This is a genomic window from Kothea flammea (assembly GCF_052161645.1).
GTDB lineage: Bacteria > Planctomycetota > Planctomycetia > Pirellulales > Pirellulaceae > Laterigemmans.
This window is the reverse complement of record NZ_CP197414.1, coordinates 3,475,520-3,489,304: the sequence shown is the minus strand read 5'-3', so window position 1 is coordinate 3,489,304 and position 13,785 is coordinate 3,475,520. Positions and strand designations below refer to the sequence as shown.

Below are 13,785 nucleotides of genomic sequence, written 5' to 3'. Positions count from 1 at the left end.
TCACTCGAAGATCCCGGCCAAAACGCGGCCCCCGCTGCTGCTCCGATGATTGCGATGAATCCTAGCAACGCCGCGATGCGCGTAGCGCCGCGGTCTCGAGGGAGTTCCTGCGCAATTGGCTCGGCATCGTTGGCAGGAAAGGTCGTTGCAGACATGGAATGGGCAGGGTCACTAATAGGAGTTCTGCATGGCAGAAACTCGATTCCAGGGGAGGGTTGCACCGAGTCGCTCACGAACGCGATTGAGACGTCGCCGCGTAAGAAACCACCATGACCGCCAAATCGTGGACTCCAAATCCGCTAATTTTCTAGAAACTCTGCTGCTGCGGCGGCTTCGACAAAGCGGTTGACTCCGGATTCGCTTGGTGACGTCAGGTCCAGCGGCTGGATCACAACGGGCATTCTAACTGCGTCAGGCCCGCTAACTTGCGGTCGATCGTAGTCGGAACCGTCCGCTTGATCCAACTCAAGCACCTCGACCGGGACAGGTGGTGGCAGTGTCTCCACCTCATCAGATTCAATGGCGACCGAGGGCTCAGCGAAGTCCAAGGAGTTTTCGATCCAGCGTCCTGACGGATCCAACTGCATGATACCCAGCTCGCGATAGAGGCGAAGCCGAGCAGCATAGTAATTGAGCCATGCCGCAAGAAAACTGTTTTGTGAATTCTGCAACGAGCTTTGGGCTCCGAGCAGGTTAATCGCCGTGGTCGGGTTAATTTGGGGACGAGCGCCGGGCTGGACTGGCGGTGGTGGCGTAAGCAGCGCCAGTTGCGTTTGTTCAACCCGCCTCAAAGCGATGGAGACAGCTCGACGCTGAATCTCTAGCTGCAATCTCCGCTGCTCAAGCGTCCGCAATAGGGCTCGCAGTCCCTTCTGCAAAGAGTCGCGCGACTGGATGAAATCTCGACGACTGCGTTGGTATTGAATCAGCGTCTCGCGGTAGCCATTTCGTTCCAACAGTCGTGCCAAGGGAGCATCAAACTCGACTCCCAATCGAAGGGAACTTGTCGACGCTCGGAAATCCACTGGATTGTTCCGTGCCGTTCGGACATCGCCACCACCGGTGATCGATAAATTGGATTTGAGGGCATTGGCTGCAATCTGAATAGCACGCCAACGGTCCACCAGCGCGGCTCGTCCGTTCATGAAGTCCAGCCGATTGGCAAGGGCAATCTGAAACGCAGCTTCGGGTTCCAATTTGACCTGCTCAACCGCAATGACCTCCAGTCGTGCTTGAGCTGGAATCAAGGCGAGTCGTTCAACGAGTTGAACGAAGGACTGAACCCAAGCGGTCAGGTCCACGATTGTCTGCTCTCGCACCTGGTCAGTGAAGGATTCGCGGATTCGTTTTAGTTCGATGGCGGACGCTTCGAATCCAACGTCGCCGGACTCCAGTTCCTTGAAACGTTCGTAGAGTCGCTCACGGTCTCTTTTGAACAGCTCTTTCTCGTCGTCCCTCATCAGCAACTCTCGCTGGGTAACGATGCCATTCATTTGCTCGAGATCATCTCTGGCGATGTCGAACAGCTCTTTCACTGGTTCAATAAAACCTTCGGTTGCCGCAAGCGATCGCTGGGGCTCGGATTCGAGATCGAGCAAGTAGGACTGAATGTCCACGACATCTTGTGCGATTGCTATCGTCTCGCCCATCCAGCTTTCGGTGTCCGCAATCGCCTTGGCCAGAGTCTGCTCTGTCATTTCGTCCAACAGACTATCGAGGCGTTCCGAAGCTCCAGCAAAACGAGCGGAAAGATTGTCGAACTGTGGCTGCAATCGCCTGGCAGATTCAGCGATGGCATCCGGAACATTCTCATCCGTTTGAGAGGATTTCGAAGAAAGCAATTTTTCGAGGGCCGGATAATCGCCTGGCATGTTTCGAGCTTGGCGAGCGGTCGCGTCGATGACCGCCTGCAAACTCAACAAGAATCGGTCAACATCATCGAGATCACCGTCGCCCAATTCCGGAAGCAACTCTTTAAGCTCTCCGATCCTGGATTCCAGGTCAAACAATTCGCCTGCTATTCCCAGGCGACTTTGAAGCTCGAGAATTGAGTCGACAACCGGACTCGACTCGAGTGGTATTAGCTGAAACCCTTCGACAAGCTGTTCATCTACTTCGGTCGGCAAATCCGATGGAAGGCCCAGAATCTGAGTCTTGTAGTTATCGACGGCAAGCTCTAGCCCATTGGTCTGGTCGAGCAAGTTCGAGCGAGTGACTTCGATGTTCTGCCGGAATTGGTCCACCTGCACGATGTCGATCAACTCGTTGTCATAGAGCGCCTCCAAGCGGTCGCGAGTCCTTAGCTGCAGTCGAAGATTTTCTTCGGTGTTGCGTATCTGCTGAGCTTGTTGCAGCAAATCTAGGTAACCGCCTACTCCGCCGAACCCTGAGAAAGACTGTAGGACTGTGCCCTGTCCGGCGCGCTGCGGCCCGTTAACGCCGAGTTCACCAATCACAATCTGAGTGAAAAATCCTTGTCGGAACTGGCTGTAAGCGCGCAGGTTGGCTAGCAGCCGGCGTTCGCTTAGCGTCAATTGCTCCAATGCAATGTGTCGCCCGCCTCCCCGGAGCAATGGTTGGATAAAAGAAAAGTTGGCTAGAGAGCTGGCGAGGCTAACGTCTCCACCGGTGAACTCGAACGCAAATGAATTGGCAAAGCCGACAAGAACTTCACCTGCTGTCGCCAAGCGGCGACTTGCCGATAGGTCACTCGTGACATTCAGCCGATTGCTTTCCGGTCGCGGAAATGGACCAGCGACGACGTAGCCAGTTCCTGGAACAAACCCAATGGTTGCAGGTGCTGTGTTGCCCTGGTGTCGATAGTCAACGGCGTTTCCGCCGAATAATTGGGTATCGAGCCGGAATCGCTCTCCCGTCACATCGAGTGATGACAGATAAAGCGTTTCGAGCGAACGTTGGTGCAGCGGCGCATGCACGTAGGCCAAGCGAACAGCGGAATCAAGGTCGAGCTTGACTCTACCGTCGTCAGCCAGTTCGGTGTATTCCGCCAAACGCACTTGCCACTGGGGATTCTCTAACGCCGATTTCACTCCGTAGTCGCCCCAGTGCTTCCATCCCTTCATGCCATCGACGCATTGCATGTAGCGATGCGAAGCGGGATCATCCGCGGGCATCGGTAAACAGTCGGGATTGTAGGGATCGAAATACCGACTTCGCGGATCCAAATCGATTCCAAGGTCGGACTGTGCCCATCGCGGGTCACAGTTCCGTTCCGCGATGGTGCTGTAAGCCTCGCGATCCGCATTCAATCGGTGCTGAGTTTGGGAGCAACCGCAGAGGGACAGCCCCGTTAGGAGGCAAGCAGTCAGGCCCGGAAGGTATCGCTTCAAATGAGGACGGCGCACGGAGAAACCTCTTCTGATCGCGCTGGCTAGAACGCAAATGTGTAAAATGATGTCTCCTGGTTTCTCCCCGGTTGTTATCGTTGATCCGATGCTGCCGACATGAGCACCTATGCCGGTTGTCGGGCGCAAGGCTCCTAACCGTTACAGCCGGAACTTGTTTGATTGTCAAAATAGGGACAACGAGGCAATATTCGCAATATCCAGAGAATCATGTCCACGATTCTGGCCTCAGGGCGGTACTTCTGAGGAACCCGGCAGTTCGACCGATTGAGAACCATCAGGAGAAACAAACCATTGGATATGTCGAACGAGAGCGAGCCAATTGCACCCAGTGAAGAGCGACGCGATCGTATCTTGCGGTCCGCATTTGAGTGTCGAGAAGAACTCGTCACCTATGCGAGAACGCTGCTGGGTAACTTCGCGGCGGCAGAGGATGCCGTTCAGGAAGCCATGCTGGCTGTGGTTGCAAAGCACGATCAATTCGAGGAAGGAACTTCCGCCCTGGCTTGGTGCCGTTCGATCGTCCGCATCGAAGTTCTGAGGGCCAAACGGCGGCATCAACGTGAACGCACCCTGGCGCAAAGGGTGCTTGATGACGCGATTGACGCGGCCTTTGACGAGTTTCAAAGCTCCCGCACTTCGCATGAGCGAGAACTCAGGCGGGATGCCCTTGCGCGGTGCATCGGGCAGATCTCCGATCGCGGAAAACGCGTCCTGGAGGCGCGGTTCATAGATGAACTTGGCTATCCTCAGATTGGAGAGCGACTCTCCATGTCAATGGAAGCGGTTCGCAAGGCACTGTTTCGAGTCAAAAAACAAGTCCGTGAATGCGTCGAAACTCGATTGAGAGCGGCACAATGAGCATCGATACCAGCACGACGCGCAAGCGAGTGAACCCTCGAACGTCGTTCGGTCATGCGGTCACTTGCTCATTCGGTCACTTGCTTGCGCTGCGTGCTAGTATGCGAACAGCCATGCGCCGTGCTCGTAAATGTTCTTCTACTTCCAGGAGTGCGCAATGAACGATTGGGATGACTTGGTCGATCGCCACTTGTTTGGAGAACTCAGCGAATCCGAGATGGAGCGACTGGCCGAGTTGCTCGATAGCGACCCGAGCTTGCGAAAAGATTTCATCCAGCGGGCATCATGGGAAACGGAATTGGCGGAGGTGCTCCGTACCGGAGGCAACGACGAATCCCGTACTTTCGATGCCTCGATTGCCGGACAGTTGGAAACGCTACAAGGTCGATCCATTCATTTTCTACGTGCGATGCTGGCGATCGCCGCCGTCGCCATTTTGATGCTCTCGGCGCTGCTGTTTACTTCACAGACCAAGTTGAAGGTTGCGAATTCTAAGGATACGCCTGTGGAGCCAGATCCTGTCGCCAAGATTACTGGATTAACCGGATCCATGATTTGGACGGGTGACCGGGGGGATATCTTGCGCGAGATCTCTGTCGGATCAGAACTCACCGGCGGAACAATCGAGGGGCTATCCCCGGACTCTTGGTTCGAGCTGCGATTCAACGACGGCTCTGAGGTAACCATCTCGGGCGCGTCCATGTTGACGTTCAGCGACGATGGGCAGAAACGGCTACGGCTGCGCGAAGGTCGCATGTCTGCCGATGTTTCTCCGCAACCAGACGGCAAGCCAATGGTCATTCAAACGCGCACGGCCACACTGACGGTACTGGGTACTAGTTTCGACGTTGAGGCAGACCTGCCAGCCACTTCCGTCAGTGTTCGAGAAGGCACAGTGCGCGTGGCACGAACGAGTGATGGCAAAGAGATCGATGTACCCGCCAACCACCGGGTAATTGCCGCAGCCGACCAGGAATTAGAACGCAGGCAGATAACGGGCGTCGTCCATCGGTGGAAAAGTCGCATCGATCAAGGGCCCGACGAAACCTTCGGCAAATGGTTGGCTGCAACTGACACGGATCCTCCCTTATTGAGGGCCGTAGCCTACAACCCGAAGCAGGCTCCTCATGTAGTCCTTTACTTGCTTGGTCTAGGAGTCCGCAACGATGACGCCACTCCGGTGCAATTGAATTCCGATTCGCACTTTGAGATTCATGGAAAGACGGAAGTTGAGACCGACATCTATTTCGGGATTGAAGTCGCCTACGGGACGGGAGACTACGCAGGAAAGTTTCGCGCCAAGTGCACCGTCGAGCGAGACGCTTCAGGCAATTTTGTGGCCAGCGCCGATCTTCCCGACTTCGAGCTCGACCCTTCCGTTGCCGCATTCAAAGACAAACTGGCTCCTTCGCCCGAAGGCCTATTTGTTAACGGAGTCTGGAGCTTCACCCATTCCGAGACTCCATCAGGACTGCGAATCAGCGCGGTTGAGTTGACTGCAGGAATCCACGAAACGAACCAGTCTCAGAGGTAAGGTGCATGCAGATTCTCTGGGGAACACTCATGTCCGCCATCGGCATATTTGTGCTGGTGTGCGGAACTTTGAAGACGGAGTTCATTGTCTATCGCCTGCTCGTGGCGAGATCACGGATTGCGTTGGGCGAAGGAGACGCCGTCCATCGCTTCTATCAACTAGTTGGTATCATCCTGATTGTTCTAGGAATACTCTGGGCATTGGGAATGATCTGGAAGCAATAGCTTCACGCTCAAGCCAAAATGATCTGCCCACTCTGATTGATGCACATGACATCGAACCACGCGCTACGAATGAATACCAGCACAAGATCGATACTTGCTCTTTTTGTAGTCTTCTTTTCTTTCACGACTGCATTGGCAGCTGACAACTGGCCGCGATTCCGTGGACCTGATGGGCGTGGCGTCGCAGCGGACAACCCGGCACTCCCAAGTAAGTGGAGCAAGAACGAAAACGTAGCTTGGGCTGCGGATGTTCCCGGATTGGGATGGGCGTCACCCGTTGTTTGGGGTGACAGGGTGTTCGTGACCACGGTCGTATCCGACGGAGAAACGCGTGAACCCAAGAAGGGACTCTATCTTGGCCAAGGCGTACGAGAACCCTCGAAGGGAATTCACCACTGGCTTGTACTCTGTTTCGATCTAGAAACTGGGGCGGAACTTTGGCGACACGAGGCCCATAGTGGTCAGCCCAAAGTGCCGCGCCATCCTAAAAGCACGTATGCTGCTGAGACACCTACCACGGACGGCCAGCGACTGTACGTCCTCTTTGGCGATGTTGGCTTGTTTTGTTTTTCGCTCACAGGCGAGCTGCTTTGGGAGCAAGCGATCGAACCCAAGAAGACCTTCATGGACTACGGTGCTGCAGCGTCACCTGTCGTGCATGAGGGACAGGTCTTTGTTGTCTATGACAATCTTGAAGGATCCTGGATCGCCGCGTTCGACGCGAAAACGGGCAAGCAGAATTGGCGAAAGCCGCGAGATGAAACGCGATCTTGGGCAACGCCCTTGGTATGGCAAAACGAACTGCGTACAGAGATCGTTGTTCCCGGCCTCAATCGCAATCGCAGCTATTCCCTTAGCGGTGAACTGCTATGGGAATTCGATGGTCAAATGTCCTCACTGGTGATTCCTTCGCCTTTCGCAGCTCATGGAATGGTCTACCTTGCATCAGGATACGTCGGCGATAGCCATCGACCGACGTTTGCCATCGAGCCTGGCGGAGAAGGCAACCTTACCAAGCAAGGTGAGTTTGCCGATAGCCCGTACATCGAGTGGTACCAGCCGAAAGCGTCTCCCTATAACACGAGTCAGATTGTCGTCGACGATTTCCTCTACACAGTCTACGACCAAGGCTTCATTACCTGCCATGATGCCAAGACTGGTGACGAGGTATTTGGCAAACGCCGATTTCCCAAGGGAGCCTCGTTCACCGCATCCCCCTGGTCTTACAACGGGAGACTCTTTTGCTTGAGCGAGGATGGCGACACCTACGTGTTGAACGTAGGTCCGGAGTATGAATTACTTGAAACGAACTCGCTCGACGAGTTGTGTATCGCTTGCCCGGCAGTTTCCGGCGGTAAGCTTCTGATCCGAACTGCTTCCAAAGTCTATTGCCTTACGGAACCAAAGTCCGCGAAAGCGTCTGATGCCGCATTTCACGAAGCGGAGTCACTTGTCGAGCGCGGAGTGGAATCCGGGAAAGCCGCGGGGGCAAGTCATCTGGTCGTTCGTAGTGGCGAGGTGATTCACTCGCACTCCGCTGGAGTCCGCGACATCGAGACGGGCGAACCACTGCGAGGTGACACCGTGGTGCGTATCTACTCGATGACCAAACCGATCACATCGGTTGCCGCGATGACGCTGTTTGAAAAAGGCAAGTTTCAGCTGGATGATCCCGTTGCCAAATTCATTCCCGCTTTCAGTCAAGCAACGGTCTGGGACAGCACAGCGAAAATGGCGATCGCCCCCAAGCGACCGATAACCGTAAGAGATGTGTTTCGTCACACGACCGGCTATGCGTACGGCGGCAATGGGAACGAAGAGCTCGAAAAGCGTTATCGCGAGGCCGGTCTGCAATACCGTCCTCCAGCCGGCATGTTGCCTCCAGACATGTCGATTGAAGAAGCCGCAGACCGCCTGGCCACCATCCCTGCACATCATCATCCCGGTGAACGATTTACTTATGGGTTCAGTTCAGATCTACTGGGACGTCTCATTGAAATATGGTCAGGGAGATCATTGGATCAGTATCTAGAAGAGGCAGTCCTTGCGCCACTTGATATGAATGACACAGCCTTTCAAGTACGGCCTGACTCAAAAGCCCGCTTCGCGAGTTGCCATACAAAGGTGGGCGGTCGATTAGCCATTCTGGACAAATCGACGGATAGCGATTTTGTGACCGGCTTCGAGTTTCTCTCTGGCGGCGGCGGTCTTGTTTCAACAGCGAACGACTACGCCAAGTTCTGTGAGATGTTGGTCGGTGGTGGAAAACGAGGCGAAGCCCAGATCCTGAAACCTGATACTTTGCAGTTGATGTACACGGATCAGCTCAAAGGAGTCCAAGGTGACTTTCGTTTCGGGCTAGGCTTTGCCATCAACGACATCGAAGTCGGCGAAGGAGAACAGCGTCGCCAGGTGCAGGAATATTCGTGGGGCGGATACGCGAGCACCGACTTCCGACTTGTCCCAGAACTAAATCTGTTTCAGATCTTTATTCGCCAACACATTCCCTCCAATCACGGCCTCGCTGCCGACGCCTTCGAGATTATTTACAGGCGAGTAGAGTAGCCCAAGAACAGGAATGCACGGTCGCAGAAGATTGGGAGCATTCCGTCTGGATTGCCATGCAGTATAGACTCGTCAGCAACCGAATTGTTCACGCAGCGTGGTAGGATTTTAGGTGCCCACCGAGCTCAGTGTGGCAGACAAGTCTCTGCTTGGTCAAATCAACGACACTTGGGGCGTCCTGGTTACGAACCGGCGGAAGTTGGTCTCGCCCCGTATGTCCGCGGCGAAGGTTGTACCAATCCTGCGACACGCGAAGGATGTGGTCGAGATGCTTCTCGTTGACAACGCAGAAAGCATTCAGAACTTCGTGCTTGAGCGTCTGAATGACGCGCTCGACAAACGCTTGCAAGTTCGGCGATCGAGCTGGCGTCTTCTTGATCTTGCAGCCAGATGAACGAAAGACTTCGTCAAACGAGTCGACGTACTTTGAGTCTTGGTCTCGCTGCAGAATCTCACACGGAAGTCCCTTGTCTTGAAGGAACATGTCGAAGTTGCGGGCCTGCTGCGTAGTCCATTCACCGGTCGGATTGGCTGTGCACGGCGACACCCATATGCGCCGCGTTTCAACATGGATGAAGACAAGGAAGTAGAGATCGACCATGCCCTTGATGTTCCATTTCCGCTTTGAAGCGAAGTCGCACTGCCACATAGTAGCCGCATGGCGTTTCAGGAAGTCCGACCACGTATCGGGATGGTCGCTGGGATCGGGACCAAGGCCAGCTTCGACCAAGATATTCTTTACCGTCTGCCGTGAGATCCGATGGCCGAGTCGGCGCATTGCTTGGACGATCTTGGTGTAGCCCCATCCAGTTTCTTCTCGGATCCGGATGATCGCGTCGGCGATGCTCTCGTCTGTTCGTGGACGGCCAGGCTTGTTCTCCGACTTCGAATTCGGCCGTTTCGTCGGCCCGTCTTCAATTGTCCGGATCCAGCGACGAAAGGTCGAATAGCTGACGATGGAGATCAGCTCTTTGATCCGCGGGCCAAGCTTTTTGCCATGGCGTACCAACCGCCGTCGTTCCTGATTGTTCAGCGTAATCCGATCGGGTAACTTACTCCGAAGGATTGCATTCTCCGCTTTCAGGTAAGTCACTTGCTGAGCCAATTCCTGCCGAGTCAGTGACGCAAGCAGTGTCAAAAGCGGGTGAAGGATCGCGGCCATTCGTGCTGCCGATTTCCTTGTAGATCCTGGAATAATCGGGGTGGCATCATTTTTTTAACCCGCTGAAACGGCGAGCGTACGGAAGGATTCTTCCGCCGCAATGGCCGCAGGCTTGAACCGTGCTTTGCCGTTCGAATCGCGGTCGTGCCGTTCAGAAAAATCGGAACAGATTGCCAGCGGTGAAGACCTTACGGGCGACATTCTCTCTCCCTGTTAACCACTCGCAGACATGCGGGAAAAAGCAGCGTCGGTTAACAGCAACGTCCCATATAGATTTCGCATCTGCGCCACCCGAGAACGGATCAAAAGGGACGGCAAGTACATTGCAACAGGCGTATTCAGCACGAAAATGCCTGCAAAATCTGCCGACTCTCTCCGGATTGGTTTTGTACGGGGAGGGTTGGCTGTTGCTCATACCGAATGCCTTTGCAACGGAACTGAATGTCTCGGCCTCGTCGGTCCCAATGTGATCGCTAACCACCGCGACGATACCGCCGCGAAGTCACGCAGCCCTTGCAGGTTGGTTCGCGGATATCTATGAGCAACTGCTTCGCGACCTGCAATCGGCCGGCAACGCAGACGAGTTCTACACGCCCCGAGCCGTCACTCAGTTCATCGTCGATCAAGTCAATCCGCAGCTCGGTGAAACCGTCATGGACCCCGCCTGCGGCACCGGCGGGTTTCTGACTTGCACAATCGAACACCTCCGCAGGCAAGCCAAGAACGAACAAGACGAACAAACCATCCAGGATCGCTTTTCGGGCATCGAGAAAAAACACCTGCCGCACATTTTGTGCATGACCAACCTGTTGCTGCACGGCATCGACGTTCCCTCCAACGTTCGACATGACAACACGCTATCGCGGCCGCAGCGAGACTGGGGGCCGAAGGAACGCGTCGACTGCGTCGTCACCAATCCGCCATTTGGTGGCATGGAAGAGGAAGGCATCGAAGCCAACTTTCCCGCCGAGTTTCGGACGCGTGAAACGGCCGATCTGTTTCTGGTCCTATTGATGAAAATTCTCAAGCCCGGTGGTCGAGCCGGTTTGGTTATCCCTGACGGCACGCTGTTCGGCGAAGGCGTGAAGACGCGGATCAAAGAATCGCTGCTGACCGACTGCAATCTGCACACGATCGCTCGGCTGCCCAACAATTACATGAAGAACGGCACGTTGATGCGTCAAGTCATCAACAAGATCAACACCATCGACTTCAACGCCTCCGACGATCGCCACATGTTCGGCGATAAGCTTCACGCAGTTGCCCCTCGATCTGCGACAACCGAGCGATGAACGATAACGCTGTGTTCGCGCGAACCCCATCATTCTCAATCGCTTGATGCCAGTACCGCCGCACATGAATCCAGCACGCCACTTCGCGCACGCGACCGCCCGCGTAAATGCAGTCGTATCCTGCATACGCATCGGCTTGAAGATAGCCTTCGTATCCTGCAAGAAAATTCAATGGCCCGTCACGTTTTCGGTCAATCGTAAAATCATAAACCGCATAGGGGTGCAACCAATCGCCAAGGTAAGGCCAAAACTTTGCTTCCCGAGCGATACCCGCGCCAGGCTCGAGCATCTTGATCGAAGTGTCATCGGTGTGAATGACTTGCGACTCCAGCACCAGATGCTTCATTCGCATCACCAGCGGACGTGCAAGTGCCGCCAACGTGATCAGCCAACCACACAGCGTGCTGCGACGAATCTCAACTCCGGTTCGCAGGAAGATATCTTCAAGGCGATAGAGCGGCGTGTGGTCGCCAAACTTAGAGAGTGTTACGTGCGCACATAGCCCAGGGCCGGGCAGGCCCTTCTCAATCGGTTGCGGTGGCTTGGGCGCGACGACGACGTTTTCCCCACAACTCTGGCAGGCGTACTTCACGCGGTCGTGCTGAATCACTTCGACACGGGCAGGAATGATCTCGATCTGCTTGCTGCTCTCGACCGCGAACTCGGTGCAGGTCTCGCCGCAGCACTGACACTTGCGTTCTTCTTCGGGCAACTCGTGGCGGAGCACTTGCGTTGGCTCGATGTCCGACAAGTTGCGGCGACCGTGACCGCGCCGCTTTCTTTTCTTGCCAGGTGGTTCTTCCTCTTCAGTGCTCCCGTCTTCCGCTTCGGCACGAAGTTCATCAGCAAGCTCTTTGAGTTCGTCGATCGAAAACAACATCAACTGGTCTGGGTCAATGCGTTCTTGCTGCGAACCACGAACTTTCAAAAGCAATAGTTTGATTTGATGGCGAAGTGTTGCAACGAGCCGGTCTTTTTCGGCGATCGTTTGTGAGAATTGCTCTTCGAGTGCCGTGCGCTGGGCGGCCGCTTCATTGGCACGCGCATTCGCATCCTGAAGCTGTTGCTTCAGTCGCTCGTTTTCTCGTTTGAGTTTCGCGGCATCCATGGTGTTTTTTACGCGCATGGGAGATATCGGTTCGATAGAAAAAGAAAATTTTTAAAAGAAAAACGCTCACCCGATTGATGCCAATCTGGTGAGCGTTTTATGAGTTTAAAGAGCGCTGAAAATCGATCGCTACACGATCACTTGCTCGTCCATATCATTCGTTTGCGAGTCCTTTAGCTTGAAGCGTTTTCGACGACGAACATGCTCATAATCAAGGCCGCGGATGAGCATGATCAGATCTTCGCGATTCATCTCGGCCACGCACTTGTTGGCGTCGACCGTCGGCATCTGGAACGTTCCCTGCTCAAGTCTGCGGTACCAAATCGCCAGTCCGTCTCCGTCCCAGTACAACACTTTCAGCTTGTCGCGCCTGCGATTGACGAACAAGAACAGGTGACCTGATAGCGGGTCCAGTTCAAGGACACCTGATACGAGCCCTTGCAGACCGTCAAAGCCTTTTCGCATATCGGTCGGTGAAGTAGCGACGAAGATGCGAGTCGATGAAGCGATGCTGATCATGATGCGGCCACCTTGACGATCGCAGCGATCCACGCAGCGACCCGATCGGTGTCAGTCGCCGCTCCAACTCGCAAGCTGAACCCGCCCGGGATGCCAATCTCGATGACGGCATCTTCACTCGGGGTTGGAGTGGTGGCTGCGTGGGGCGCCTTTGAATCGACGAGCCGCACGGGAATCAGCTGGGGAGAGCTGGACTTTGCCTCAGGCATTTGATCACGCGTTCTCAACTCGCGCCGCCAGAAATAGAACGAAGCCTCCGAGAGTGCTTGCCGCTGACAAAACGCTCGCACTGTTAAGCCGCTGTTGGCATACTCTGCCAGCGATAATCGCCAAAACTCTTCCTTCTCGACCGATCGTTTCGAACTGGCCATCAATAGGCTCCAAAGGTTAGGGAAAACAAATCCTTCTAACCTAACGACCACCGCAAGATGCAGTTCACCGAACGCTCATTTTGGTTCCGATTTGGATTTCGAATAATTATCAAATCATGGGGGCGAAAGAAAGTTAAGAATCTTGCTGACGGACTCCATCGATTTTGGCAGTTCGCTGAGCAGTTCTAGCACGTCACTGATTAGCGGAATGACCTGGTCCAACTGCTTGTTGATCGTATCAACCAATTCTTTGGCAGTTTGTTGATCCAGGTCCAGCCTGACAGCGCCTGAACCACGCAGCTTTATTTGGTCACCAAGCACCAATTCAAACGAACCGCTGACGCGGAACCGGTTCCGCTGCTCTCGCTTCGCTATCCCACGCCGTTTGCCCTTCCGCTGGTGACTCTTCGCCGACTCCTGTTCGATTTGCTCCGTGTCGTGTGCTCGCGGGCGTGAAAGCGATTTGCGACGATGTTGTTTTTTTCGGGGAGGCTTCGCTTGTGCAACATTCTGCTTCTCCGCTGTGACACTGTTTTGGACAGCTCCTTTCTGGGAAGCTGCTTTGCTCAGTCCATCATCTGCGACGACAGGCGATCCCATCGTTAACATCAAAAACGCGGAAAAGAATAGCGCACGAATGACGGGATCAATGCGAGACCGATGTTTTCGATCAGTGATCTGGAGCATAACGGATCAGTTGTTGCAAGAGAAAGGGGTGCTGCGATAGGTGCCAATTGGAGTTAGCCGGCAGGTGGGATACTTCCCTGGGCATCGTGCACTTGAG

10 protein-coding genes and 1 pseudogene are annotated in these 13,785 nt (G+C 54.6%); 5 read left to right on the top strand and 6 right to left on the bottom strand.

Going from position 1 to position 13,785, the window contains the following annotated elements; genetic code table 11:
• Positions 1–299: 299 nt before the first annotated feature.
• Complete coding sequence (locus tag SH139x_RS13195) at positions 300–3,269, bottom strand: TolC family protein (protein ID WP_488355666.1); 2,970 nt, start codon at positions 3,267–3,269, stop codon at positions 300–302.
• Between the two features lie 396 nt (positions 3,270–3,665).
• On the opposite strand from SH139x_RS13195, the gene SH139x_RS13190 reads away from it, so the two are divergent.
• From SH139x_RS13190 to SH139x_RS13175, 4 genes are all read left to right on the top strand, one after another.
• The gene (locus tag SH139x_RS13190; RefSeq protein WP_488356014.1) at positions 3,666–4,226 is read left to right on the top strand and encodes an RNA polymerase sigma factor; all 561 of its coding nucleotides are present in this window, start codon (positions 3,666–3,668) and stop codon (positions 4,224–4,226) included.
• Between the two features lie 157 nt (positions 4,227–4,383).
• Positions 4,384–5,760: a FecR domain-containing protein gene (locus SH139x_RS13185; RefSeq protein WP_488355665.1), complete on the top strand. Its 1,377-nt coding sequence runs from the start codon at positions 4,384–4,386 to the stop codon at positions 5,758–5,760.
• A gap of 29 nt (positions 5,761–5,789) precedes the next feature.
• Positions 5,790–5,984, top strand: coding sequence for a hypothetical protein (locus SH139x_RS13180; protein ID WP_488355664.1), 195 nt, complete (start codon positions 5,790–5,792; stop codon positions 5,982–5,984).
• A 294-nt stretch (positions 5,985–6,278) separates the two neighbouring features.
• A complete protein-coding gene (locus SH139x_RS13175) occupies positions 6,279–8,549 on the top strand; it encodes a serine hydrolase (RefSeq protein WP_488355663.1) in 2,271 nt (756 codons plus the stop codon).
• Positions 8,550–8,637: 88 nt separating this feature from the next.
• Here SH139x_RS13175 and SH139x_RS13170 read toward each other — a convergent pair whose 3' ends face one another.
• Entirely contained in the window at positions 8,638–9,711 is a 1,074-nt protein-coding gene (locus tag SH139x_RS13170; RefSeq protein WP_488355662.1) for an integrase core domain-containing protein, read from the bottom strand.
• Between the two features lie 524 nt (positions 9,712–10,235).
• Here SH139x_RS13170 and SH139x_RS13165 point away from each other — a divergent pair.
• Positions 10,236–10,862, top strand: a pseudogene (locus SH139x_RS13165) (HsdM family class I SAM-dependent methyltransferase); the annotation flags it as partial.
• A 61-nt stretch (positions 10,863–10,923) separates the two neighbouring features.
• Here the strand turns inward: SH139x_RS13165 and tnpC are convergent.
• From tnpC to SH139x_RS13145, 4 genes are all read right to left on the bottom strand, one after another.
• Positions 10,924–12,111 carry an IS66 family transposase gene (tnpC, locus tag SH139x_RS13160; protein WP_488355661.1) on the bottom strand — a complete coding sequence of 396 codons (1,188 nt, stop codon included), beginning with the start codon at positions 12,109–12,111 and terminating at the stop codon, positions 10,924–10,926.
• 129 nt (positions 12,112–12,240) lie between these two features.
• Entirely contained in the window at positions 12,241–12,630 is a 390-nt protein-coding gene (tnpB, locus tag SH139x_RS13155) for an IS66 family insertion sequence element accessory protein TnpB (RefSeq protein ID WP_488355660.1), read from the bottom strand.
• The gene (gene tnpA, locus SH139x_RS13150) at positions 12,627–13,001 is read right to left on the bottom strand and encodes an IS66 family insertion sequence element accessory protein TnpA (RefSeq protein ID WP_488355659.1); all 375 of its coding nucleotides are present in this window, start codon (positions 12,999–13,001) and stop codon (positions 12,627–12,629) included. The genes tnpB and tnpA overlap by 4 nt, the downstream gene beginning before the upstream one ends.
• Positions 13,002–13,115: 114 nt before the next feature.
• The gene (locus tag SH139x_RS13145) at positions 13,116–13,688 is read right to left on the bottom strand and encodes a hypothetical protein (RefSeq protein WP_488355658.1); all 573 of its coding nucleotides are present in this window, start codon (positions 13,686–13,688) and stop codon (positions 13,116–13,118) included.
• Between the last annotated feature and the right edge of the window lie 97 nt (positions 13,689–13,785).